The 26,551-nt window shown below is 47.3% G+C and carries 19 protein-coding genes, 2 tRNA genes and 1 pseudogene; 9 read left to right on the top strand and 13 right to left on the bottom strand.

What is annotated here, in order from left to right:
• From DW657_RS02625 to DW657_RS02575, 11 genes and pseudogenes are all read right to left on the bottom strand, one after another.
• The coding region (locus DW657_RS02625; protein ID WP_199658291.1) for a hypothetical protein at positions 1-545 on the bottom strand (545 nt) is incomplete at its 3' end.
• 155 nt (positions 546-700) lie between these two features.
• Positions 701-1,144 (bottom strand): annotated as a pseudogene (locus DW657_RS02620) (dehydrogenase); the annotation flags it as partial.
• 894 nt (positions 1,145-2,038) lie between these two features.
• Positions 2,039-2,539, bottom strand: a complete 501-nt coding sequence (locus DW657_RS02615) for a pyruvate ferredoxin oxidoreductase (protein ID WP_089544823.1) — start codon at positions 2,537-2,539, stop codon at positions 2,039-2,041.
• Positions 2,529-3,044, bottom strand: coding sequence for an RNA polymerase sigma factor (locus tag DW657_RS02610; protein WP_089544824.1), 516 nt, complete (start codon positions 3,042-3,044; stop codon positions 2,529-2,531). Before DW657_RS02610 ends, DW657_RS02615 begins: the two co-directional genes overlap by 11 nt.
• A gap of 65 nt (positions 3,045-3,109) precedes the next feature.
• Entirely contained in the window at positions 3,110-3,883 is a 774-nt protein-coding gene (argB, locus tag DW657_RS02605; RefSeq protein WP_118153554.1) for an acetylglutamate kinase, read from the bottom strand.
• A gap of 83 nt (positions 3,884-3,966) precedes the next feature.
• Complete coding sequence (gene speA / locus DW657_RS02600) at positions 3,967-5,859, bottom strand: biosynthetic arginine decarboxylase (RefSeq protein WP_117661804.1); 1,893 nt, start codon at positions 5,857-5,859, stop codon at positions 3,967-3,969.
• 108 nt (positions 5,860-5,967) lie between these two features.
• On the bottom strand, positions 5,968-6,495 hold the full coding sequence (locus DW657_RS02595; RefSeq protein WP_118311298.1) for a shikimate kinase: 528 nt from the start codon (positions 6,493-6,495) through the stop codon (positions 5,968-5,970).
• Between the two features lies 1 nt (position 6,496).
• Entirely contained in the window at positions 6,497-8,833 is a 2,337-nt protein-coding gene (topA, locus tag DW657_RS02590) for a type I DNA topoisomerase (RefSeq protein WP_089544828.1), read from the bottom strand.
• A 106-nt stretch (positions 8,834-8,939) separates the two neighbouring features.
• Positions 8,940-9,473, bottom strand: coding sequence for an NUDIX domain-containing protein (locus DW657_RS02585; RefSeq protein ID WP_118311297.1), 534 nt, complete (start codon positions 9,471-9,473; stop codon positions 8,940-8,942).
• A 63-nt stretch (positions 9,474-9,536) separates the two neighbouring features.
• Positions 9,537-10,991 (bottom strand): sialate O-acetylesterase, encoded by a 1,455-nt coding sequence (locus DW657_RS02580; RefSeq protein WP_118311296.1) that lies wholly within the window; start codon positions 10,989-10,991, stop codon positions 9,537-9,539.
• A gap of 120 nt (positions 10,992-11,111) precedes the next feature.
• A complete protein-coding gene (locus DW657_RS02575; protein WP_089544831.1) occupies positions 11,112-12,290 on the bottom strand; it encodes a TlpA disulfide reductase family protein in 1,179 nt (392 codons plus the stop codon).
• Between the two features lie 194 nt (positions 12,291-12,484).
• Here DW657_RS02575 and pnp point away from each other — a divergent pair, with 194 nt between their 5' ends.
• Positions 12,485-14,803, top strand: a complete 2,319-nt coding sequence (gene pnp, locus DW657_RS02570) for a polyribonucleotide nucleotidyltransferase (protein ID WP_118311295.1) — start codon at positions 12,485-12,487, stop codon at positions 14,801-14,803.
• A 314-nt stretch (positions 14,804-15,117) separates the two neighbouring features.
• Here the strand turns inward: pnp and DW657_RS02565 are convergent.
• Both DW657_RS02565 and DW657_RS02560 read right to left on the bottom strand, forming a co-directional pair.
• Positions 15,118-15,191: transfer RNA gene (locus DW657_RS02565), tRNA-Asn, on the bottom strand.
• A gap of 50 nt (positions 15,192-15,241) precedes the next feature.
• Positions 15,242-15,315, bottom strand: a tRNA-Asn gene (locus DW657_RS02560).
• Between the two features lie 211 nt (positions 15,316-15,526).
• Here DW657_RS02560 and DW657_RS02555 point away from each other — a divergent pair.
• The 8 genes from DW657_RS02555 (at position 15,527) to sufD (ending at position 26,534) form a co-directional block, all read left to right on the top strand.
• Entirely contained in the window at positions 15,527-17,191 is a 1,665-nt protein-coding gene (locus DW657_RS02555) for a S41 family peptidase (RefSeq protein WP_089544833.1), read from the top strand.
• Between the two features lie 154 nt (positions 17,192-17,345).
• The gene (gene rimP, locus DW657_RS02550; RefSeq protein WP_117661810.1) at positions 17,346-17,813 is read left to right on the top strand and encodes a ribosome assembly cofactor RimP; all 468 of its coding nucleotides are present in this window, start codon (positions 17,346-17,348) and stop codon (positions 17,811-17,813) included.
• A 3-nt stretch (positions 17,814-17,816) separates the two neighbouring features.
• Positions 17,817-19,079, top strand: a complete 1,263-nt coding sequence (gene nusA / locus DW657_RS02545; protein ID WP_089544835.1) for a transcription termination factor NusA — start codon at positions 17,817-17,819, stop codon at positions 19,077-19,079.
• A 63-nt stretch (positions 19,080-19,142) separates the two neighbouring features.
• Complete coding sequence (gene infB, locus DW657_RS02540) at positions 19,143-22,037, top strand: translation initiation factor IF-2 (protein ID WP_118311294.1); 2,895 nt, start codon at positions 19,143-19,145, stop codon at positions 22,035-22,037.
• A gap of 91 nt (positions 22,038-22,128) precedes the next feature.
• Complete coding sequence (sufB, locus tag DW657_RS02535; protein WP_117661812.1) at positions 22,129-23,580, top strand: Fe-S cluster assembly protein SufB; 1,452 nt, start codon at positions 22,129-22,131, stop codon at positions 23,578-23,580.
• A gap of 49 nt (positions 23,581-23,629) precedes the next feature.
• Positions 23,630-24,397: a hypothetical protein gene (locus DW657_RS02530; protein ID WP_117661813.1), complete on the top strand. Its 768-nt coding sequence runs from the start codon at positions 23,630-23,632 to the stop codon at positions 24,395-24,397.
• A 23-nt stretch (positions 24,398-24,420) separates the two neighbouring features.
• A complete protein-coding gene (gene sufC / locus DW657_RS02525; RefSeq protein ID WP_022120772.1) occupies positions 24,421-25,176 on the top strand; it encodes a Fe-S cluster assembly ATPase SufC in 756 nt (251 codons plus the stop codon).
• Positions 25,177-25,190: 14 nt separating this feature from the next.
• Complete coding sequence (gene sufD, locus DW657_RS02520; RefSeq protein WP_118311303.1) at positions 25,191-26,534, top strand: Fe-S cluster assembly protein SufD; 1,344 nt, start codon at positions 25,191-25,193, stop codon at positions 26,532-26,534.
• Positions 26,535-26,551: the final 17 nt, after the last annotated feature.

Raw genomic sequence — 26,551 nt, 5'->3', positions numbered from 1 at the left:
GATACTGTAAATACATCACCACGGCTCTTGAATTTAACAGCTTCATAAGGCTTACTTGCTATCGCATCCGATGCTATCACCAAAGAATCTTCCTTGGAAACACCCTCCACCTTACAATATTTTTGATAACCACTAAATACTTGTGTAGTCTCCCATAACGTCTCAACATCCTTGACTTCCACGGCAAGTTTTGCCTCATTACCATCTTCATCAGTCACTGTAACAATAGCCTTTCCCACAGCGATAGCAGACAAGCTAATACGCTCATCCTTACCATACTGCCCCGTCTCATGGATGCAAGTTACAGTGACTACTTTCTCATCAGAAGACTGTGCCGAAATCTTGCCCTTGGCTCCTTGCACATTCACGCGGGCACCCTGGGTGGTATATATGACAAGGCTATTGCCCTTGATACCCACTTGTTTGCCTGTGTTAATATCACCAATGATTTCATCCTGTGTGAGTTGAATACCATCATCATCGCTACACCCTACCATCAAGAGAGTGACGAAAGCCATTGCCAAAAAGTAAATCTTTGCTTTCATAAACTGTTGTTTTTATGAGTTATACATGATAGGCGCTTTGCCCATCCTCTATTTATGAAACATTATTCTCCCCCCATTATTGCATTCTTCTTCCTATTATCTTTCTTTATTTAACACACTTTTACGCAAAAATATAAGAAACGCCTGTTTTGTTTCTATACTATCGGCAGACTTATTCCGTTGATCTTCTGATAAATATCTAAGGCATAGATATCCGTCATGTCGCTGATGTAATCCAATACTGCCATGATTCGCTCTTCCAGACTTTCGTTCTCGATATTGTACTGGTTGCTTACCCGGCGCAGAAGCTGCTTGGAGTAGAAACGGGACGGGTTGACGGCGGCATCGATGAATACCTCCATCAGCGTAGCCATGATCTTGTAACCCGAAAGCTCGATGTTGAGAACGGGCTTGCTGGCATAAATCTTCTTTCTCGAAACCTGGGTGCAGGTGATGTAGGCATTGCGCTCGTGCTCCGAGATGTGGTCGATGAGGGCTCCCTCGAAGGTGCCGGCAAGAATCTCTTCCTCGTGGTCGAGGAATGCCTTTACGCATTCGTTCTCCAGTTTGCCTATTACGCAGGCTCTCTCTTCTATCACCAGCCCTCTGTTCTGGAGCAAGGCAACCTGTTCATCTACGTTTATCGGTTGTTTGTCGTAATCCATATACCCTTTATAAAAAGCGAAGTCCCACCGTGGTACGCATCGTTGAGAGGCGTGGTGGGATTTGTTGCTGCAAACAATACTCTTTTTTATTGGAAACTCCAAATATTTTCTTCAAAATCTGCTTGTCAAATATGGATTTTAACGTAAAAAGTTCTAATTTCCAAGTTTTTCTCCTTGTAAGCTATGCGAGATTTAGAAAAATATCGTATCTTTGTCCCCGAATTGAGGCGTTCTTTGCATATTGCAAAATACAGAAACGAGCAGAAGTCCGCTCGTTTCCATATTGTTACCTATATAATATAGGCAAACGCCCAACTTCTTGATTTTCAATCAAAGTCCAATTTAGAGCGAGTTAGATTCGTTAACAAAGAGGGCAAGGAGTTAACAGGTTAACAGTTAACAGCTGTTTTTTGCATTCTCCCCCTCCTGCGTACCTTATTATATTTAAATATATATATACTTATTATTATATGTGAGTGGGGGAGTAGTATGCATTTTCGGGCTGTTAACTGTTAACCTGTTAACCCTCATCAGGAAAATTATCCTCTTAATTTCTCCTTCTTGAGCTAGCCTGGAGCTTTATATGAAGACCGGCAGGAGCCATCAATGATGATCAGCAGGAGGCTTAAATGATGACTCTTGTTGGCGATAAATTGTGCCCCACGAAACTATGAATTAGTTTATTTATAAAACAGCAAGGGCTGCCAGTACATCCTGGCAGCCCTATTACGTTAGTATGTTATGAAAAATTTGAGAGAATTGAAACTTCACAGTTTCAGAATTGTTTTACTAAACATGATTTTTTATATAGAGAAAGCATAGAAATAACTACTTCAATATCGTAGGGGAAGCAGTGGTGGTGCTTATCTGGTCGATGCCCGTGCGCTGCATGGAGTCAACCGAAGCAGAATCGCCCATGGCTACGGAAACGCCCTTGCCACTCTTGGTGTATCCTACGTTTTCAATCTGATTATCGACATCGTTCTGGAATGGAACCTGAGCAGCGTTGCCCAAGGTCAGGACGATGGCTACCACGGCAGCAGCCTTGAAGAGAGGCTTCAGGCGCTCTGTCAATGAAACGACCTTCGCCTTGTTTGGCTCCTTGGTGTATTCATCTTCAATCATCGCCATCATCTTCTGATCGAAGTCATCACCCAGTGTCTCTTGCTTAGCCTCGCCCATCTCGTAAGAGAAGAGCGCCTGATATGGCTTCAGCTCGGCAGGCAACTCGTCCTGGCTGAAGAATGCGCGGAGAATCTCCTCTTCTTCGAGAGAAGTCTCGGCCTTCCAATAGCGGTCCAAAAGTTGGTTGATGTACTTATAATCCATAACTGTCGAATTGTTGAAATCTTTGTTTAACTGTTTGTCGAGCCCTGAAGATGTTCACCTTGACCTGGTCTTCGGTGATGCTGAGGATGTCTGCTATTTCCTTATAGGATTTTCCTTCGATATCTCGAAGTTGCAGACAGCTGCGCTGCTTCTCGGGCAACTCATTAATGATGTTCCTTACGATGTTCAGCTTGTCTTTCTGAATCATTCGTTCGGAAGGAGTGGATGATGTCTCGTCGAGCCTTTCCGTGGTCTGCTCTTCCAGCGAATCGTTCTGATTATCCATCTTCTTGATGCGGTCGAGCGAGAGGTTGCGGGCGATGGTGAGACTGTAGGCCTCGATGGAGTCGAGCTCCTGCCATCTGTCGCGGGCATTCCAGACTTTAATCATGGTATCCTGCACAACGTCCTCCGCTTCCTCCCGGTTGAGAGTAATGCGAAGTGCCAGCCTGAAGAGTTTATTCTTCAGAGGCAAAACATCGTTTTGGAAACTGATTTTTTTCATCCCTCTATAATTAATGACGACTTACCTGTAAGAAAGTTACAGGCAACTCTGAATTATTTCTATTTTTAACTCTTAATAACAGTTCCGTGCTTTCCGTCGATGGCGGTAGCAAGGGTGATAATCACTTCTTTCACGCCTGCATCGATGGCTGCAAGGGCATTCTCCAGCTTTGGAATCATGCCGCCTGCCACGGTACCGTCTGCTTTATATCTCTCAAAATCGGCATGGGTAATCACTGGAATCACGCTGTCGTCATCCTCAGGATTGCTGAGCACGCCTTTCTTTTCAAAACTATATATCAATGTCACGTCGTAGTAAGGAGCCAGAGCCTTGGCTGTCTCGCTTGCGATGGTGTCGGCATTGGTATTGAGGATATTGCCCTTTCCGTCATGGGTCAGTGGAGCCATCACTGGGGTGATGCCTTCGTTAATCAGGGTCTGGAGCATCTTGCCGTTGGCACGCTCTACATCGCCTACGAATCCGAAGTCGATGCCATCCTTCAATGGGCGTTTGTGACTATGGATTACATCCATATCGGCACCTGTCAGACCGAGGGCATTCACGCCGTTAGCCTGAAGCTTGGCAACCAGGTTCTTGTTTACCAAACCGCCATAAACCATCGTTACCACCTCCAGCATGTCTGCATCGGTGATGCGACGGCCGTTTACCATCTTGCTCTCGATGCCGAGGGCAGCGGCAACCTTGGTGGCACGGCGTCCACCGCCATGTACCAGTACTTTCTTGCCGGGAATGGCTGCAAAATCCTTCAAGAGCTGCGCCAGCTGCTCGCTGTCTTCAACAATGGCACCGCCTACCTTTACTACTGTTACTTTTTCCATCTTGTTACTTTGAAAATTGAACTTTTAACTTTATGATGAGTTAAAGCAATTGAATTCTTCACTTTTCACTCTTCGTTCTTCACTTACTGAAGATAAGTGTATCCGAAGAGACCATTACGATAGGTGCCCAGGAACTCCTTGCCCTCGTCGAGAGAAATCTTGCCTTCCTTCACACTCTTGGTTACCCACTGCTCCAACTGGCGGACGAGCTTCTTTGGATTGTACTGTACGTAATCCAGAACCTCCTCTACGGTTTCGCCATCGAATATCTGGTCGATGCTGTATTTGCCGTCTTTTACGGAAATATGGGCTGCATTGGTGTCGCCGAAAAGATTGTGCATATCGCCCAGAATCTCCTGATAGGCACCTACAAGGAATACACCGAGATAGTATGGCTCGTTCTTCTTCAAAGGATGAAGAGGAAGAACGTTGCCGATATGACCATCGGTCACGAAGTTGGCTATCTTTCCGTCGCTGTCGCAGGTGATGTCCTGCAAGGTTGCGTTGCGGGTAGGACGCTCGTCCAGACGCTGGATAGGCATGATAGGGAAGAGCTGGTCGATGGCCCAACTGTCTGGCAGGCTCTGGAACAATGAGAAGTTGCAGAAATACTTGTCGGCAAGAATCTTATCCAATCCTCTGAGCTCCTCAGGCACGTGCTTCATGTGCTTGGCAAGGTTGTTGATCTCGTGGCATACGCTCCAGTACATCGCCTCAATCTCGGCACGAGTCTTCAAATCTACGATACCGTGAGAGAAGAGCTGCAATGCCTCGTCGCGAATCTGTTCGGCATCGTGCCAGTCTTCCAACATGTTGCGAGGGTTTAGGTTGTCCCATATCTCATAGAGGTCCTTCACCAGCTGGTGGTCAGTCTCTTTTGCCTCAAACTCCTCTGGCATTTCCGGCAGGGAAGCAGTCTCCAAGACATCAATCACCAATACGGAGTGGTGGGCAGAAAGCGAGCGGCCACTCTCGGTGATGAGGTTAGGATGCTCGATATTGTTCTTGTTGGCTGCATCAACGAATGTATAGACACAATCGTTTACATACTCCTGGATAGAGTAGTTTACAGAGCTTTCGCTGCTGGCAGAACGGGTGCCGTCGTAATCTACACCAAGACCACCGCCACAATCTACGAAATCTACATTGTAGCCCATCTTGTGGAGGTTGATGTAGAACTGTGCTGCCTCACGGAGAGCCGTCTGGATGCGGCGGATTTTGGTAATCTGGCTTCCGATGTGGAAGTGGATGAGGCGCAGGCAGTCGTGGAATCCCATCTCCTCAATCTTGTTGAGTGCGGTGAGCAGTTCGGCGCTTGTCAAACCGAACTTCGAAGCATCGCCACCGCTCTCAGCCCATTTTCCTGAGCCTGAAGAAGCGAGCTTGATGCGGATACCGATGTTTGGCTTCACGTTGAGCTTACTTGCCACCTTGGCGATGATATCCAGCTCGTTGAGCTTTTCTACCACGATGAAGATGCGCTTACCCATCTTCTGTGCGAGCAAGGCAAGTTCGATGTAGCTCTCGTCCTTGTAGCCATTGCAGATGATGAGCGAGTCGCTCTGTGCCTGTACGGCGATAACGGCATGAAGTTCTGGCTTGGAACCGGCTTCCAGTCCCAGGTTGAACTTCTTTCCATGAGAGATGATTTCCTCTACAACCGGCTGCATCTGGTTCACCTTGATAGGATAGATGACAAAGTTTTCCCCCTTGTAACCATATTCCTCCTTTGCCTTCTGAAAACAGCTGGCTGTCTTCTCGATGCGGTTGTCGAGGATGTCTGGGAAACGGAGCAGTACGGGAGCGTTGATGTCGCGTAATGCCAACTCGTCCATGATGTCGCGCAGGTCTATCTGCGTGTTGTCCTTGCATGGAGTTACATAGACATCACCCTTGTCGTTGATGCCAAAGTAAGAAGTGCCCCAACCACCAATGTTGTAGAGCTCCTTCGAGTCTTCAATAGTCCATTTCTTCATTTTCTGTTCTTGGTCTTGCTAAAAAGTTTGTTTTATAATTTTTTCTGTTTATGATAAATCGTAGAAAGGTAAGCCGTCTCTTGTCTTGAGCTGGCTTACCTTTTTTCTTTATACGTTCAGCAGGCTACGAACCTCCTGTACCGTTTCGTTTACTTTATCCAAGTTGTCCATCACATTGATGTCTATGATATGTTTTGCCTTCTCGTAGAAAGGCTCGCGCTGCTTCAGCTGCTCGCGGATGAATACCTGTACTTCCTCCGGAGTCTTGTTGAGCAGCAGGGGGCGTACGCCCTTGCCCATCTTGAGGTGAGCATAGAGGGTTTCTGGCGTTGCCTTGAGGTAGATGGTGCAGCCCGACTGGTTCATATACTCCATGTTGTCGTAGAAACAAGGTGTTCCTCCGCCGCAGCTAACCACTACGTTTTCAAACTCTGCCACCTCGTGGAGCATGTTGTGCTCTATGTGGCGGAATCCCTCTTCGCCCATTTCGTCGAAAATCTGCTTCACGGTCTTGCGCATACGGCTTTCGATGTACCAATCGAGGTCGTAGAACATCACGCCAAGCTCTTTGGCGAGGGCTTTGCCGACAGTCGTCTTGCCGGCTCCCATATATCCAATGATGATGATAGACTTCATTTTATTCTTTTTTACTTCTTCTGCCTCTTGCCTTTGGTTCTGGTGCTTCCTTGATGATGGTCATGCACTCCTCGTAGCTGAGTGACTCTACGTTCTCCTGCTTTGCCTTCGGAATGCGGTAGTTCTTGCCATCGAATGCGATGTAAGGACCATAGCGCCCGTTCAGGAGCTCCAACTTGTTGTCTTCCTCAAAGGTCTTGATGTGGCGTTTCTGCTCGTTAGAGCGTTTTTCGTTGATAAGTTCCACTGCCTGTTCCAGGGTGATGGCCATTGGGTCGATTTCCTTAGGAATGGATACATACTTGCGGTCGTGGAGTACGTATGGACCGAAACGGCCGCTTCCGATGGTTACGGTAGAGCCTTCGAACTCACCAACCTGGCGAGGCAGCTTGAAGAGTTCCAATGCTTCCTCCAGAGTGATGGTCTCAATGCTCTTGTCGGCAGGCAACTGGGCAAACTGTGGCTTGTCCTTGTCTTCGGCGGTACCAATCTGAACCACAGGACCGAATCTTCCGATCTTTACGAATACAGGGCGACCGCTCTTTGGGTCCTTGCCCAGTTCACGCTCACCGGCCTTGTGCTCGCTGCGTGCTTCCATCACACCCTTCACTTCCGGTTCGAAACGCTTGTCGAAGTCCTTCATCCATTTGGTCCACTCGGTCTTTCCCTCGGCGATATCATCGAACTTCTGCTCTACGTTGGCAGTAAAGTTATAGTCCATGATGTTAGGGAAGTTGGCCATCAGGAAGTCGTTTACCACGATTCCGATATCGGTAGGGAGGAGCTTGCCCTTTTCAGAACCAGCCTGTTCCTTCTTGGTCTTCTGGGTAATCATGATACCCTTCAGCGTATCTACGGTGTAGGTACGCTCCTCGCCCTGCTTGTCACCCTTCACAACGTATTCACGCTGTTGGATGGTGCTGATGGTAGGAGCATAGGTAGATGGACGGCCGATGCCGAGGTCTTCCAGCTTCTTCACCAGACTTGCTTCGGTGTATCTTGCTGGTGCCAGAGAGAATTTCTCTGTGGCAATGATTTCACGGCGCTGCAACTCATCGCCTTTCTTCATGGCTGGCAGGAGATGGGTTGAATCTTCTACGTTCTCATCCTCATCGGTAGATTCACGATATACCTTGAGGAAACCGTCGAATACTACAACCTCACCATTGGCAACAAACTTCTCGCTGGTGTTGTCGATGCTGATATTGATGGTAGTCTTCTCCAACTGTGCATCCTCCATCTGCGAAGCGATGGTACGTTTCCAGATCAGGTCGTAAAGACGCTTCTCCTGGCTGGTGCCATCGATGCTTGTCTCGCTCATGTAGGTAGGTCGGATGGCCTCGTGAGCCTCCTGTGCACCCTTGGAATTGGTATGATAGGCACGTGGCTTGCTGTATTCCTTGCCGTATTCCTTGATGATCTCATCCTTGCTGGCATTGCTGCAGAGGGAAGAGAGATTCACACTGTCGGTACGCATGTAGGTGATGCGTCCACCCTCGTACAGACGCTGAGCCACCATCATGGTCTGGCTTACGGTGAAGCCGAGCTTGCGGGCTGCTTCCTGCTGCAGGGTTGATGTGGTGAAAGGTGGCGCTGGTGTACGCTTCAGCGGTTTCTTGGTGACAGCCTCTACGGTGAACTTGGCGTCCTTGCACTTCTCCAGGAAGGCTTCCACCTCTTCATGGGTCTTGAAACGGTGATCGAGCTCTGCCTTTACCTCTGTGGCTGCGCCATTCTCGCTGATCAGGGCGAATACGGCGTTGACACGATAGTATGGTTCGCTCTTGAACTTCTGGACTTCACGCTCACGCTCCACGATGAGGCGTACGGCAACGCTCTGTACACGACCGGCAGAGAGGGCTGGTTTCACCTTTCTCCACAATACAGGAGAGAGCTTGAAGCCCACGATGCGGTCGAGCACACGACGTGCCTGCTGGGCATTCACCAAGTTCATGTCCAAATGGCGTGGGTGCTCAATAGCGTCTAAGATGGCAGGTTTGGTAATTTCATGGAAGACTATACGGCTTGTCTTCGCTTCATCCAGTCCGAGTACTTCGCAAAGGTGCCAGCTGATGGCTTCTCCCTCGCGGTCCTCATCGGATGCTAACCAAATCTTCTTAGCTTGCTTCGCTGTTGATTTCAATTCTGTGACGAGCTTTTTCTTTTCCTCAGGAATCTCATAACAAGGTTCCATGGTCTTCTCGTCTATACTGAGTTCCTTCTTCTTGAGGTCACGGATATGACCGTAAGAAGACATCACCTTGAAGTCTTTACCTAAAAACTCTTCGATTTTCTTAGCCTTTGCAGGGCTCTCGACGATTACTAAATTTTCTTGCATACGCTTCTACACAATTTCTTTTGGTCTGCAAAAGTAAATAAACTTTTTGCTTATACCTTATTATATAGTGATTTTTTTGGTTTTTTAAATGTTTTGGGGCGTATTTTCATTCTTTCGTCTTGTGTTTTGCAAGAAATTTAGCCACACCTTGTCTTATGGAGCCTAATCCGAACTCTTCGGGATGGAGGTTGCTGAGAGGAATCCAGTATGACTCCTCGGCATCGTCCATCGCCTCCACATGAGAGAGGTCTTTCACCTTTACAGCATAGAACATATCTAGGGTATGAACCAGGAAGTCGGAATAGAGATAGAGGTTAGGGATACTGAACTGATAGCTCACCCCGATTACTTCCAGACCCGTTTCTTCCTTTACTTCTCTAGCCACGCCTTCTTCACCGGTTTCATCCATATCTACGAATCCGCCCGGCAAGTCGAGGGTGCCTTTGGCAGGTTCGTTTTTTCTGCGAACCACCAGAAGTTCTTCTTTCTCGTTGAGAATGAAGGCTACTGTGGCACTGCTGGGATTCAGATAGTAGGTGAATCCGCAGTCCTTGCATTTTTTACTCTTGAAGTTGTTGATCTCGAAATGTTGAGAACCGCAAACAGGGCAAAACTTGAATTTGTCTAAAACGTGACTCATAATATATATATTAAAGAGCGGTCGGTCTTTGGAATTCACAAAGATCGACCGCTATGTTATTAATTACCAATTGTCTGTTCGGAATGGGAAGAGAGGCAGACCGCCTGCATTCGCCATGTTGCCGAGCTGGAAGTTGCGGAAGCAGTAGCGAAGGGCTACCGGCTTCTTGACTTCAGGGCTGGTTACGATGACGCACTCGTTCCAGGGATCGTTGCCTTCCTGCCAGAAATGCTTGGCTGTGGCAGGATGGAACACCTTGTCTTCGCCGGCTACCTCGAAGCCCTTGATGCCTTCAAAGCGGTTATAGGCTCCGTAGGTGTTGTCGAAGTGAACCTTCACAGTGTCGCCAACAATCTTCATCTCCTTGAAAGTCATACTCTCGCAGAAGAGTCCCTTCATTCCGTAGGTCTTGCTGAGTGCCTGAAGAGCCAGACGCTCACCTACAGGCTGCTTCTGGCATGGGTGAATCTGCTCTACCTCGTATGGATAAACCAGATCTTCGGTGCAGACGATGCCACTGTTCGGGATGATCTTGGCTGCATTAAACTGCTGCTCGCGAAGTCTTGGACCTGCATCACCATTCACATCGCCATTATGATAAGGTGCAATCTGCACGAAATAGAATGGCAGTTCGCCCTGCTTGAAGTCTCTGCGCCACTGGGCTACGAGGTCGGCAAGACGCTGTGTGTATTGACCTGCCGGGTCGCCCACGTTGGAACAGCCTTGATAGAAGAGGATTCCCTTCACGCTATAGTTGAGGATAGGATGGAAGGTTCCGTTGCCCCAAAGAAGAGGGTAGAGGAAGTCCCACTTGAACTTAGGATTCTTCGTCATCTTGAGGGAGTCGAGGTCTTCTTTCGTGTTCTTTTTCAGATAGTCACGATCGAGCCAGCTTTCTACACGGCTTCCGCCCTTGTTTGCCATCACCAGTCCCACTGGTACGTCGAGCGCCTTGTTGACTACCTGTGCAAAGAAATATCCGGTGGCAGATGCATCGCCCACGGTTTCCGGATTAATCTCCTTCCATTCGCAGTTGGCATCATCCAGCGGTTTGCTGCTCATCACGCTAGGAATCTTCACGTAGTGTACACCTTTATATTGGTTGGCTTCCAATACTGCCTTGTTATAGCCTTCTACAGGGCAGTTGCCGAAACCTTTTACCGGCATCTCCATATTGCTCTGTCCGGCGCAGACCCATACTTCACCAGCCAGTACATTATTGAGGATAGTCTTTTCGCCATCATCGAAGGTAATGGAGAGCGGAGTGTAGCTAGCCTTGGGAGTCTGTACCTTGACAGCCCACTTGCCATTCTTTCCTGTCTTTGCTGAATACTTCTGCTGCGACCATGAGGTGCTTACCTCTACCAGGGTGCCAGGTTTGTCCCAACCCCAGAGATTGGCTTCTGAATCTTGTTGGATAATCATGTTGTCACCCAGGATGTGTGGCAACTTTACTTTAGCGTTTGCTCCTGCTGTTACGAGAGCCAATGCTGCGAAAGCTAAAAGTTTCTTGTTCATTTTTTAGTGCTTAAAATTTATTGTTGCTGTTAATCTATTGTAGCTCGTATTGGATGATAGGAGCCGGAAGTCTGGAGAAAAGTCCAGACTTCCGACTTGTCTGTTGTATGAAAGCTCGTATTAAAGAAGGTTCTTGATGGCTGCATCAATGTCCTTGATCTGTATGTCGCGGGCTCTCAGAGTATTGCTTCTGTCGATGAGGAAGAAGGTAGGGATGCTCTGCACGTTGTAGAGCTGGAGACTTGTTCCCTGGATGCCGTTCTCCTCACGTACGCAGATCCATGGAAGGGCAGCGGTAGATGTTTTCCAGAAGTGTTCATCTGGATCTACGGAAACCTGATAGATTTCCAGTCCGGCAGCATGATATTTGTTGTAAAGCTCACGGAGCATCATAATGCGCTTGGTGCTCTCGTTGCTGGCGAAGATATGGAAATCGAGCAAAACCACCTTGCCGGTGAGGTCAGAGAGGCGGCGAACCTGTCCCTTGTTGTCCTGTAGGGCAATTTCTATGCATCCGTTTACGCTCACCTTGCTTGCCTCAATCTGCTGCTGTGCACGCTGCCTGTCAATGATGCGGATATCCTTCATGCCCTCGATGGCGATGTTGTGCAGGTTCTTGCCACGCTCTGCGCCTGGATAGTAAGTATCCCAGCTTGTAGCTACGGCAGCGAATACTTTCACGTCATCCTTGTTATTGCGAGGGTTAAAGATGAGTGAGTTGGTGTTGCCCAACTGGATAGTCTGGAAGAGTGCATAGTAAGAGGAAGCCTTCATCGGCTCCTTGAAGATGTAGTTGGTCTTTACATCCTGCTTGTATGCAGCCAGCATGCGGGCTACGATAACATCCATGGAATCTACCCCGATGTTAGGGCTCTTGATGATGCCATTGATGTTGCTCTGCAGAGTCATCTGCTTGAGCGAAAGTTCCTTGATCTTGCTGCAGTTCTCTGAGCCTTCCACCTCGTACTTGTAGCTCATCTGAGGATAAGCTGCCTTCACGTTGACGGTCTCGGTTGAGTCGATACTGAGGTTGATGCTCTGGTTGGCAATGCGGAGACGGTAGAATTCAGGAGTGATGCTGTCCATCGCATTCTCTTCGAAAGCGAAGGATCCATCTTCACCCAGTTTCACCGAGTCGATCTTCACCGGACCATTCAGGCTGAGGTTCTCCAGGTAGAGCATAGAGTCCTGAGCCTCGGTAATATTACCGTTGATATGAAATTTCTTGTTGTTACAAGAAGTGAGAGCCAGCGCAGCTACCATAATCACTGCCGCTGAATAGATTCTAGATATCTTCATGAATTTTAGTATTTTGCGAAATTATCGACTGCAAAGGTAGTAATAAAATCGGGAATAATGCACCTTAGATAGATAAAATTATTAAAAAAGTAGAAAATAGTTGCCCAAATATTCGTTTATTAATTATTAAAGAGGTATCTTTGCACCGTTTTAGATATTAGATGTTAGACAAAACAATAAGTTTTAATAATTAGATGAACGTAATTACAAAAAGTGTTCAGTTGCCTGATGGAAGAACCATCACAATTGAGACCGGAAAAGTTGCAAAACAGGCTGATGGTGCTGCGGTTCTCCGCATGGGTAACACAGTGCTTCTCGCAACTGTTTGTGCAGCAAAGGATGCAGTTCCGGGTACAGATTTCATGCCTTTGCAAGTAGATTACCGTGAGCAGTACAGTGCTGCTGGCCGTTTCCCTGGTGGTTTCACCAAGCGCGAAGGCAAGGCTAGCGACGAGGAGATCCTTACCTCTCGCCTTGTGGACCGTGCTTTGCGTCCACTTTTCCCTTCTAACTACCATGCAGAAGTTTACGTACAGGTAATGTTGCTCTCAGCCGATGGTGTTGACCAGCCAGATGCCCTTGCAGGTTTCGCTGCTTCAGCTGCCATGGCTTGTTCAGATATTCCTTTCGAGCACTACATCTCTGAGGTTCGTGTAGCTCGTATCAATGGTGAGTATGTTGTTAACCCTACATTCCAGCAGATGGAAGAGGCTGACATGGATATCATGGTTGGTGCTACCAAGGAGAACATCATGATGGTGGAAGGTGAGATGAAGGAAGTTTCTGAGCAGGATCTGATCGGCGCCCTCAAGGCTGCTGCCGAGGCTATCAAGCCTATGTGCGAGCTCCAGTATGAGTTGGCTAAGGAGAAGGGTACTGACGTGAAGCGTGAGTATGATCATGAGATCAACGACGAGGAACTCCGTGAGCAGATCAAGTCTGAGCTTTACAAGCCTGCTTATGATATCAACCACCAGGCTTTGGAGAAGCATGCTCGTCAGGATGCTTTCGACAAGGTTTTGGCTGACTTCCTTGAGAAGTATGACGCAGCTCATACCGATCTCTCTGAGGAAGACCTGGAGGAGAAGCACGCTGAGGCTACCCGCTACTATGATGACGTAATGCGCGATGCTATGCGTCGTTGCATCCTCGATGAGGGCTTGCGTCTTGATGGTCGTGCTACTACAGATATCCGCCCTATCTGGTGCGAGGTGTCTCCACTCCCAATGCCTCACGGAAGCGCTATCTTCCAGCGTGGTGAGACTATGTCTCTCTCTACATGTACTCTTGGTACAAAGATGGATGAGAAGCTTATCGATGGTGTGCTCGAGAAGAGCTACCAGCGCTTCCTCCTTCACTATAACTTCCCTCCATTCTCTACAGGTGAGGCTAAGGCTCAGCGCGGCGTAGGCCGTCGTGAGATTGGTCACGGTCACTTGGCATGGCGTGGCTTGAAGGGTCAGATTCCTGCAGACTTCCCTTACACCGTACGTTTGGTAAGTCAGATCCTGGAGTCTAACGGTTCTTCTTCTATGGCTACTGTTTGTGCCGGTACTCTCGCCCTGATGGATGCAGGTGTTCCAATGAAGAAGCCAGTTTCTGGTATCGCTATGGGTCTTATCAAGAACCCAGGTGAGGACAAGTACGCTATCCTCAGTGATATCCTCGGTGATGAGGACCACTTGGGTGATATGGACTTCAAGACCACAGGTACCCGCGATGGTTTGACCGCTACACAGATGGATATCAAGTGCGACGGTTTGAGCTTCGAGATTCTCGAGGAGGCTTTGATGCAGGCTAAGGCTGGTCGTGAGCACATTCTCAACTGCATGATGGAGACTATCTCTGAGCCACGTGCTGAGATGAAGCCACAGGTTCCACGTATCGTAGCATTCGATATTCCTAAGGAGTTCATCGGTGCTGTTATCGGCCCTGGTGGTAAGATTATCCAGCAGATGCAGGAGGATACTGGTGCTACTATCACTATCGAGGAGACTGATGGTAAGGGTCACGTACAGGTATCTGCTCCTAACAAGGATTCTATCGATGCTGCTTTGGCTAAGATCAAGGCTATCGTAGCTGTTCCAGAGGTTGGTGAGGTTTATGAGGGTACTGTTCGTTCTATCATGCCTTACGGTTGCTTCGTAGAGATTCTCCCAGGTAAGGATGGTTTGCTCCACATCTCTGAGATCGATTGGAAGCGTCTTGAGACAGTTGAAGAGGCTGGCATCAAGGAAGGCGACAAGATCAAGGTGAAGTTGATGGAGATTGATCCTAAGACTGGTAAGTACAAGCTCTCTCACCGTGTGTTGATGGAGAAGCCTGAGGGTTATGTAGAGCGTGAGCGTCGTCCACGTCCAGAGCGCGGTGAGCGTCGTGGTCGTCGTGATGATCGTCATGAGGGTCGTGGTGAGCGTCCAGCTCGTCAGCCACGTCGTTACGAGCATCGTAACGAGGAGCAGGCTCCTAAGGATTTCAACGATTCTTTGGATCATAACAATGATGTAGAATAATCCTAGTATTATATACATTAATAATGATGGGTGCATTTCGTCAAAAAAGCGGAATGCACCCGTTTTTTTGTCAGAACCCTATGAAACTGTTTCCTTAAGGAAAAAAATAAATATCCTTAAGGAAAAAAATATTTTCCCTTAAGGAAAAAATATATTCTCCTTAAGGACACTTTTAATTGCAGAATTATATGTAAAAGATTTGCGATGAGTGTAAAGGGGGATAGTCTAAGAACATTGGGTGTAAACAGGGGGACTTTAAGATGTCTAAAAACAATAAAGCCCTGCAAGTGAAAACTTGCAAGGCTTATGTAATGCGCTTCAAGATGGGCTTGAACCAACGACCCCCTGATTAACAGTCAGGTGCTCTAACCAACTGAGCTATTGAAGCATTTGGTTTGAAAAAGAACAGAGTTACAGATAAAACATGCGACTCTTTTGCGCTTCAAGATGGGCTTGAACCAACGACCCCCTGATTAACAGTCAGGTGCTCTAACCAACTGAGCTATTGAAGCATTTTGCATTGCGGAATGTTGCGTTCCTTATTTGCGTGTGCAAAAGTACTAACTTTTCTTCATTCAGCCAAATTTTTCGGCAACTTTTTTCTGTTTTTCCTTAAAAAAGTGCATTTTTCGGTGGTTTTCACTACTTTTTGCATCAATTATGGCAGTTTTCGAGAAGAAATGAGTACTTTTGTGGTCGAATAATCATATAACTAAGGTAAACATGAAAAAAGTATTGGTTTCATTGCTGATGGCGCTCCTCGTGGTGCCATCTATTGCACAAACAGATAAAGATCACGACTTCAAGATGGCTAAGAATATGGATATCTTCAATGCCATCTATAAGAATCTTGACTTGATGTACGTTGATACGCTCGATGCCGAAGAGGTGGTGGGCAATGGCGTTAAGGCGATGTTGGGAAGCCTCGACCCTTATACTACCTACTATCCGGAGGAAAAAGTCAACGAACTGAAGAATATGCTCACCGGCAAATATGCTGGTGTGGGTGCTGTGGTGCGCTATAACTTCCAGTTGCAGCGTGTGTGTATCAGTGAACCTTATGCCAATATGCCTGCTGCAGAAGTGGGACTGAAGAAGGGTGATATCATCCTGAGTATCGATGACGAGGATATGACCAATAAGGAAGTGAGCTATGTAAGCGATCATCTTCGTGGAGAACCGGGTTCTTCCTTTATGTTGAAGGTAAAGCGACCAAGTACTGGTAAGATTCTGAAGGTAAAGGTAACTCGCCGTACTATCCAGATGCCTTTCCTGCCATATTACGGAATGATGGAAGGTGGTATCGGTTATATCAACTTCAATTCTTTCACCGATAATTGTGCCAAGGATGTGCGCCGTGCTTTCATCGACCTGAAGAAGCAGGGAGCCAAGGGACTCGTCTTCGACCTCAGAAGTAATGGCGGTGGTTCGGTGAGCGAGGCCGTGAGCATTGTCAATATGTTCTTGCCAAAGGGAAAGACTGTATTGAAAATGAAGGGTAGATTGCAACGTTCCAACAATGAATACAAGACTACGGTAGAACCTGTTGACTCTGTGATGCCGATGGTAGTTCTGGTGAGTGGAAACACAGCCAGTTCCAGCGAGATAATGAGCGGTAGTCTGCAGGATTATGACCGTGCTATTATATTAGGTACGCGCACGTATGGAAAAGGTCTGGTACAGACCACTATGGATTTGCCATACAATGGACAGATGAAACTTACTACAGCCAAGTATTACATTCCAAGTGGCAGATGCGTGCAGGCACTTAATTACAAGCATGCCAAAGGCGGCTATGTGGAGCATGTTCCAGATTCGCTTACCAAGGTGTTCTATACTGCCGGTGGCAGAGAGGTGCGTGACGGAGGCGGTGTGAAGCCGGATGTAGAGGTAAAGCCGGATTCCTTGCCAAACATTGCTTTCTATCTCGCCGGTGCCCGCGACAGTAATGAGGTGATGCTCAACTACGAAGTGGATTATATCGCCAAACATCCTACTATCGCACCTGCCAAGGATTTTGCTTTGACAGATGCCGACTATGATGAGTTCAAGTCCCGCGTTCTGAAAGCGGATTTCAAGTACGACCGTGAGACTGAGAAATATCTCAAGGATTTGGAGAAACTCGCTAAGTTTGAAGGCTATTACGAGGATGCAAAACCTGAGTTCGAGGCGTTGAAAAAGAAGTTGAGTCACAATGTGGCAAAAGACTTGGATTTCAATAAAGACTACATCAAGCAGCTTTTGGAAAACGACATCGTGGCAGCTTATTATTTCCAGGCTGGAGCCATCCAGAATTCCCTGCGTTACGACAAGCAGGTCAAGGCTGCCGTCAAGTTGTTAAATTCTCCGGAAGAATACGGAAAAATACTCCATCCTGTGAAGAAATAACAACAAAAACCTGCACAATCGCCTAAAATTGCGCAGGTTATGAATAAAAAACAGAAAAATCTTTGGAGATTTTCAAAAATATTAGTAATTTTGCACACGTTCAGTGGAATGAGGGGCTCGCAAGAGTTCCTCATTTTATTTTAAATAGGTATATATGATAGATAAAAACGTCGTAAAAAAATTAGTTGATGAATGGCTCCAAGATCAGGAATATTTCTTGGTGGACATTGAAATCAGTCCAGACAATCGTATCGTAGTCGAGATTGACCATGTAGATGGTGTATGGATTGAAGATTGTGTGGCTTTGAGTAGATATATCGAGGAACGATTGAGTCGTGATGATGAGGACTATGAGCTGGAAGTAGGTTCTGCTGGTCTGGGTCAGCCATTCAAGGTTCCACAGCAGTATATCAACTTCATTGGCAAGGAGGTAGAGGTGCTCGATGCTGACGGTATCAAGGTAAAGGGCATCTTGAAGGCTGTGGATGGCAATGATTTCACAGTAGGCGTAGAAGAAAAAGTGAAGGTAGAGGGCAAGAAGCGTCCTGTAAAGCAGGAGGTTGACCATGTTTACCAGATGGATAAAGTAAAATATACAAAATATATAATCAGTTTCAAATAAGCTATGGCTAAAAAAGAGCAAGAATTAACAGCGAGTATGATTGATACATTCCGCGAGTTTAAAGAAACCAAGAATATCGACCGTACAACATTGGTAAGTGTATTGGAGGAAAGCTTCCGCAATGTACTTGCCAGAATTTTCGGTAGTGATGAGAATTTCGATGTAATCGTAAACCCAGACAAGGGCGATTTCGAGATTTATCGTAACCGTGTCGTTGTTGCTGATGGTGAGGTAGAAGATGAGAACAAGGAGATTACGCTTACCGAAGCACGCAAGATTGAGCCTGACTATGAGGTAGGTGAGGATGTGAGCGAGAAGGTAGATTTCAATAAGTTCGGTCGCCGTGCCATCTTAACTCTTCGACAGACTTTGGCTTCTAAGATTCTTGAACTTGAGCACGACTCACTCTACAATAAATATAAAGACCGTGTTGGACAGGTAATCTCTGGTGAGGTTTATCAGGTATGGAAGCGCGAGGTTCTTATCGTTGATGACGAGAACAACGAGTTGATGTTGCCTAAGACGGAGCAGATTCCTGGCGATATGTATCGTAAGGGCGAGACTGTACGTGCCGTCATCCTTCGTGTTGACAACGATAACAACAATCCTAAGATTATCTTGAGCCGTACAGCGCCAATCTTCCTGCAGCGCCTGTTGGAGGCTGAGGTTCCTGAGATTGCAGATGGCTTGGTTGCTATCCGTCGCATTGCCCGTCTCCCTGGTGAGCGTGCCAAGATTGCAGTAGAGAGCTTCGATGAGCGTATCGACCCAGTTGGAGCTTGTGTAGGTGTTAAGGGCAGCCGTGTTCATGGTATCGTTCGCGAGCTTTGCAACGAGAACCTCGATGTCATCAACTATAGCTCTAATACCAAGCTGTTTATCCAGCGTGCCTTGGCACCAGCCAATATTACGTCTGTGAACATCGACGAGGAGAACAAGAAGGCTGAGGTGTTCCTGAAACCTGAGGAGGTTAGCCTGGCTATCGGCCGTGGCGGTATGAACATCAAGTTGGCTTCTATGTTGACAGAATATACCATCGATGTATTCCGTGAGGTAGATGAGAATGAGGCTGACGAGGATATCTATTTGGATGAATTCTCTGACGAGATTGACCAGTGGGTTATCGATGCCATCAAGGGTATCGGTTACGACACTGCTAAGCAGGTGCTCAATGCACCACGTGACATGATCGTAGAGAAGGCTGACCTTGAGGAGGAAACCGTGGATAACGTACTCAAGGTATTGAGAGCTGAATTCGAACAATAATTTCCCTAGCTGGCGAGTGCTTGCAGGGAATCTAACTTTAAAAATAGGAGAATAAAATAATTTATGAGCATCAGATTAAATAAAGCACTACGTGAATTGAATATAGGACTTCAGACGGCAGTTGAATTCCTAGAAAAAAGAAAGGACCTGGGAGAGGTCAAGGCCGAACCGAGCTTCAAACTCAGCGACCAGCAATACAAGGCATTGAACGATGCCTTCAGTCAAGATAAGGAGGTTCGTGATCAGGCCGAGAAACTCATCACCAAGAAGGCCAAGGATAAGAAGCGTGCGCCTGAGCAGAAGGACCATCGTGCCGAAAACTTATTGGAGTCGAGCAACCAGCAGCAGTATAAGCCGTTGGGTAAGATTGACTTGGATAGCATCGGAAAGGGTAAGTCTGTAGAGTCTGCTGCTAAAAAGTCGGAGGCACCGAAGCATGAGACTGCTGCCGTCAGTCATGCGCCAGTGAAAGATGCTCATCGTAATGAGCCAAAACATGACCAGAGATCTACCCATGGATCTCACCAAAAACAAGAGATGAAACAAGAGAATCAGCAAAAGTCACAGCAGCCAAAGATGAACGACTTTAAGGGTCAGAAGAATGCTGCACAAGGTAACAAGAATGTAGAGGCTCAGCAGCAGAATGCTGAGCAGAAGACTGCTGACAACAGCCAGTCTTCTAGCGTGTTCACATTGAAGAGTGAGAAGAAATATACTTCAAATGAACCTAAGGTGTTGGGTAAGATTGATCTTTCTTCTCTCAATCAGAGCACTCGTCCTAAGAAGAAGTCTAAGGAGGAGCGCCGCAAGGAGCGTGAAGAGAAGTTGGCGCAGCAGCACAATGATCGCAAGAAGCGTGTTCGTATCAACAAGGAGCGTGTTGACATCAATGCCGAGGCTAAGAACAACAGTGCCGATGGTAATGGCCAGAATAAGGGCAACAATGGTGGCAACAACAAGAAGAATAGAAACAAGAATAGAAATAATAATAATAACAATAATAACAACCGCGGCAATAACAATAACAACCGCGGCAACCAGCGCCAGATTGAGGTGGACGACGAGGCTGTAGCACGCCAGGTAAAGGAGACTCTCGCTCGCTTGACCAGCAAGAGCCAGAATAAGAAGGGTGCTAAGTACCGTAAGGAGAAGCGTGAGGCTGTTCAGGAGAAATTACAGGATCAGGCTCGCCAGGAGCAGAAGGAAAGCAAGACTCTGAAGCTTACAGAGTTCGTTACCGTTAGCGAGTTGGCTACGATGATGGACATCAGCGTTACTCAGGTTATCTCTACCCTGATGGGTGTAGGTATCATGGTATCTATCAACCAGCGTCTGGATGCTGAAACCATCAACATGGTGGCTGAGGAGTTCGGTTTCAAGACCGAATACGTGAGTGCCGAGGTTCAGGAGGCAGTGAGCGAGGAAGAGGATGATGAGAACGACTTGGTCCCACGTGCTCCAATCGTAACCGTGATGGGTCACGTTGACCATGGTAAGACCTCTTTGCTCGACTATATCCGCAATACCAATGTGATTGCCGGTGAGGCTGGTGGTATTACCCAGCATATCGGTGCCTACAGTGTGACCCTGAACAGCGGTCGCAAGGTAACCTTCCTGGATACTCCAGGTCACGAGGCGTTTACCGCCATGCGTGCCCGTGGTGCTCAGGCTACCGATATCGCCATCATCATCATCGCAGCCGATGACTCTGTGATGCCTACTACCAAGGAGGCTATCGCCCATGCACAGGCTGCCGGTGTGCCAATGGTATTCGCCATCAACAAGATTGATAAGCCAGGTGCTAACCCAGACCGTATCCGTGAGGACTTGGCTAACATGAACCTGCTCGTTGAGGAGTGGGGTGGTAAGTACCAGTGCCAGGAAATCAGTGCCAAGAAGGGTATCGGTGTTCACGATTTGCTCGACAAGGTGCTCCTCGAGGCTGATATGCTCGACTTGAAGGCTAACCCTAACCGTCGTGCCACAGGTACCATCATCGAGTCTTCGCTCGACAAGGGTCGTGGATATGTTTCTACCGTATTGGTTGCCAATGGTACCTTGAAGGTTGGTGATATCGTGCTCGCCGGTACTTCTTGGGGCCGTGTTAAGGCGATGTTCAATGAGCGTAATGCCAATATCAAGTCAGCTGCTCCTGCAGAGCCAGCTATCATCCTCGGTTTGAATGGTGCGCCTACAGCAGGTGACCAGTTCCACGTAATCGAGACAGAGCAGGAGGCTCGTGAAATTGCCAACAAGCGTGAGCAGTTGCAGCGTGAACAGGGCTTGCGTACTCAGAAGCGCTTGACCTTGGGTGATATCTCTCACCGTATCGCACGTGGTGAGTTCCACGAGTTGAACGTCATCGTAAAGGGTGATACCGATGGTTCTGTTGAGGCATTGAGCGACTCATTCATCAAGCTTTCTACCGAGAAGGTTCAGGTGAACGTAGTGAACAAGGCGGTAGGTCAGATTTCAGAAAACGACGTGATGCTGGCATCTGCATCAGATGCAGTCATCGTTGGATTCCAGGTTCGTCCATCTGCCGATGCTCGCAAGGCTGCCGACCGTGAGGGTGTTGAAATCAACACATACTCTATCATCTACGATGCTATCGACGATATCAAGAGTGCGATGGTTGGTATGCTCGACAAGGTGAAGAAGGAAATCGTTACCGGTCAGGTTGAGGTTAAGCAGACCTTCAAGATTTCCAAGGTGGGTACTATTGCCGGTGGTCTCGTTACCGAGGGTAAGGTACACGCTAAGGATAAGGCTCGCGTCATCCGTGACGGTATCGTCATCCGTACTGCAGAAATCGGTGCCTTGAAGCGTTACAAGGACGATGTCAAGGAGGTGATTACCGGTATGGAGTGCGGTTTGAGCCTCGTCAACTACAACGATATTCAGGAAGGCGACGTTATTGAGACCTTCACTGAGATCGAGGTAGAGCAGAAATTGTAATATAGCATATATTATATAATAAGGTAGGGATGAGCCCTTGGTGGCTTATCCCTATTTAGGGTTAAAATAACGAAAGGTTATTCTAAATAAAATGGCAGAAATAGAGAAAGAACAGAATCAGGTTGTCAAGGATGTGATAGACCAGAAATACGAGTATGGCTTTACCACCGATGTACATACTGAAATCATAGAAAAGGGTCTCAACGAGGATGTTGTGCGCCTGATCTCGCAGAAGAAGGGAGAGCCAGACTGGATGCTCGAATTTCGTCTGAAAGCCTACAATTACTGGAAGACGCTCAAGGAGCCAAAGTGGGGACACGTGCACGTGCCACCAGTTGACTACCAGGAGATTTCATACTATGCCGATCCTTTGGCAAAGAAGCCAAAGAACAAGGAGATAGACCCAGAGCTGGAGAAAACATTCGATAAGCTCGGTATTCCTCTGGAGGAGCGCTTGGCTTTGAGCGGTACCGCCGTAGATGCCATCATGGACTCTGTGTCGGTGAAGACTACCTTCAAGGAGAAACTCCGTGAGAAGGGCGTCATCTTCTGCAGTATTGGTGAGGCGGTGAAGGAGCATCCTGATTTGGTAAGAGAGTATCTGGGAACTGTGGTTCCTTATCGTGATAACTTCTATGCAGCCTTGAACAGTTGCGTATTCAGCGATGGCTCATTCGTTTATATTCCTAAGGGCGTACGCTGTCCGATGGAGTTGAGCAGTTACTTCCGCATCAATGCCCGTAACACCGGTCAGTTTGAGCGTACATTGATCATCGCCGATGATGATGCCTACGTTTCTTACCTGGAGGGATGTACAGCGCCAATGCGTGATGAGAACCAGCTCCATGCAGCTATCGTAGAGATTATTGTCAAGGACAATGCTGAAGTGAAGTACTCTACCGTTCAGAACTGGTATCCTGGTGATGAACATGGTAAGGGTGGCGTGCTGAATCTGGTAACCAAGCGAGGCGACTTGCGTGGTGTGAACTCTAAGTTGAGCTGGACTCAGGTAGAGACGGGTTCTGCGATTACCTGGAAGTATCCTTCCTGCATCTTGCGTGGCGACAACTCTGTGGCAGAGTTCTACAGTGTGGCTGTTACCAACAACTATCAGGAGGCTGATACCGGTACCAAGATGATTCACATGGGTAAGAATACCAAGAGTACCATCATCTCTAAGGGTATTTCGGCAGGACATAGCCAGAATTCCTATCGTGGATTGGTTCGTGCTACATCCAATGCCGATAATGCCCGTAACTACAGTTCCTGCGACTCCTTGTTGCTGGGCAGTGATTGTGGAGCGCATACCTTCCCATATATGGATGCCCATAACGATACAGCCGTGTTCGAACATGAAGCAACTACCTCGAAGATTTCAGAAGACCAGCTCTTCTATTGCAATCAGCGAGGTATTCCTACCGAAGAGGCTGTCGGTCTGATCGTAAACGGCTATGCCAAGGATGTGCTCAACAAGTTGCCTATGGAGTTTGCCGTAGAGGCACAGAAACTCCTGAGTGTTTCACTCGAAGGAACCGTAGGATAAGCGATAGTTTCTATTGGCTATTACGAAACAAATTTTGAGGTGACGTCTTATGAGAAAGATAATGCTTTTATGCTTACTGATGGCAGGTATGTCTGTTGTAGGACAGACTACCTATAAACGATCTAAGTATAAGGATGATGATGTCGAAAGAGTATGGGCGATAGATGCTCATATTGGTGGAGGCTTTTATCAGAATGCACATCATACGGGTGCGGAAGTACCAAAGTACCATTTCGGTTCTACCCAGAATATAGGAATGTTGACTAAGTTTCATGCGGAATATTATTTGCCGAATACGAATTTTAGTTTAAAGGCAGGTTATGAGCATGAAGAAGTTACCTTTTTGAAGGGGGAGGCTGCTTATGACATAAATCAACTGATGTTAGGCGGAAGATGGTATGTTGCTCCTACGGATTGGTGGGTTCAACCTTATGTGGGGCTCGATATGCTTTGTGCTTTTGATGCAGAGCATTCAGCTTTCTCTACGTCTGCTTCTATCACGACTGGTTCAATGGGAACGAAGACGTATGAATACGAAGGATATGGTAATATAAGATTACCACGTTTCAGTGCAGGACCTGTGGTTGGAGCGGATTTCTATTTGTTTTCTAATATTGCAGTACAAGTAGAATACAGCTATCGTCTTGGTTTCGACTCGCACTATCGGGCTACTTACATGGAAAAAGGAAGTTCGAATACGTCGTATAATCATGGACAACTGCATCGCCATGCAGTATCGGTAGGTTTAAAGATTAATTTTCCATTTACTTTTACTGCTAATGACAGAAGAAGTTTGTGGGATGGCTTGTTTGAATAATTATAGATACACAAATATAAAATATGTTAGAGGTTAAGAATCTGCATGCTACTATTGCAGGCAAAGAAATATTGAAAGGTATCAATCTGACTATCAACGATGGTGAGATACATGCTATCATGGGACCTAACGGTTCCGGTAAGTCAACCTTGAGCGCTGTGCTCACAGGTAACCCTCTCTATACCGTAACCGAGGGTGAGGCTATCTTCAACGGCAAGAACCTCCTGGATATGAAGCCTGAGGATCGTGCCCGTGAGGGATTGTTCCTCTCTTTCCAGTATCCGGTAGAGATTCCTGGCGTATCCATGACCAACTTCATGCGTGCGGCTATCAATGCCAAGCGTGAGTATCAGGGTTTGGAACCATTGAACACCAGCGAATTCATGAAGCTGATGCGCGAGAAGCGTGAGTTGGTGGAACTGGACAGCAAGTTGGCTCGCCGTTCTGTAAACGAAGGCTTCTCTGGTGGTGAGAAGAAGCGCAACGAGATTTTCCAGATGGCAATGTTGGAGCCAAAGCTCTCTATCCTCGATGAAACCGACTCTGGTCTCGACGTGGATGCGATGCGTATCGTGGCTGACGGTGTAAACAAGATGCATACCGACAAGACTTCTGCCATCGTCATTACTCACTATGAGCGTCTGCTCGATATGATTAAGCCAAGTGTGGTTCACGTTCTCTATAAGGGTAGAATCGTGAAGACTGCCGGTCCTGAACTTGCCAAGGAGATTGAGGCTCGTGGCTACGACTGGATCAAGGCTGAAGTAGATGAGAAATAATTAGGAGGATGGCTATGCTTTCAGAAAAACAATATTTAGACTTGTATCAGTCTTCTTCGAGAATGATCAAGAAGAACAGTGCTGAGGTGCTCAATGCGGTGCGCGATGCAGCATTCGAGGACTTCCGTCGCCTGGGCTTTCCTTCCCGTAAGGTAGAAAGATACAAGTACACAGATATGAGCGCCATCTTCGAGCCAGACTATGGCTTGAACTTGAATCGCCTGGAAATCCCTGTAGATCCATACGAGGCTTTCCGTTGCGATGTGCCTAACCTGAGTACTTCGCTCTACTTCGTGGTGAACGATGCTTTCTATAGCAAGGCATTGCCAAAGGTAGAGTTGCCAGAGGGTGTTATCGTGGACTCTTTGAACAAGATTGCTGCAGAAAACCCTGAATTCATTGAGAAATACTACGCTAAGATTGCCAAAACCGATGAAGATGGCATCACGGCATTGAATACATTCCTGGCACAGGATGGCTTGCTTATCTACGTACCAAAGAACGTGAAGGTGGAGCGTACCATTCAGGTCATCAATATTCTCCGTTCGGAGGTTGACCTGATGGTGAATCGTCGTGTGCTCATCGTGATGGAACAGGGTGCTGAGGCTAAGTTCCTCTTCTGCGATCATGCAGCCGATGATAAGAACTTCCTCGCTACCCAGGTAATCGAGGCTTATGTAGGCGAGAATGCCAGTCTCGACCTCTATTGTCTGGAGGAGACTCATTACAAGAACCGTCGTGTCAGCAACGTTTATATTGAGCAGCAGGCTAACAGCCGTGTAAACCATAACGTCATCACCCTTCATAACGGTATCACCCGCAACCGCCTCGACCTCGTATTCAAGGGCGAGGGAGCCGAGTGCTTCTGTAATGGTTGTGTGATTGCCGACAAGAACCAGGTGGTTGACAACAATACGCTTATCGATCATCAGGTGGGTCATTGTACCAGCAACGAACTTTATAAGTATGTACTCGATGGTGAGGCACGTGGCGCTTTTGCCGGCAGAGTGCTGGTTCGTCATGGTGCCCAGAAGACCACTTCGCAGGAAACTAACCAGAACCTCTGTGCTACGAAGACTGCCCGCATGTTCACCCAGCCGATGCTGGAGATTTATGCCGACGATGTGAAGTGTGCACACGGTAGTACTGTAGGTCAGCTCAACGATGCGGCATTGTTCTATATGCAGCAGCGTGGTGTGAGCCGTGAGGAGGCTAAGTTGCTCCTTCAGTTTGCATTTATCAACGAAGTCATCGACAAGATGGAGCTGGAGCCATTGCGCGATCGCCTACATCATCTCGTAGAGAAGCGATTCCGTGGTGAACTCAATAAGTGTGAGGGCTGCAAGCTTTGCAAGTAGATAATATCCTTTTAAAG

The organism is Prevotella sp. AM23-5, from assembly GCF_003473645.1.
Lineage (GTDB): Bacteria > Bacteroidota > Bacteroidia > Bacteroidales > Bacteroidaceae > Prevotella > Prevotella copri_A.
This window is presented reverse-complemented; position numbering and strand designations above follow the sequence as displayed.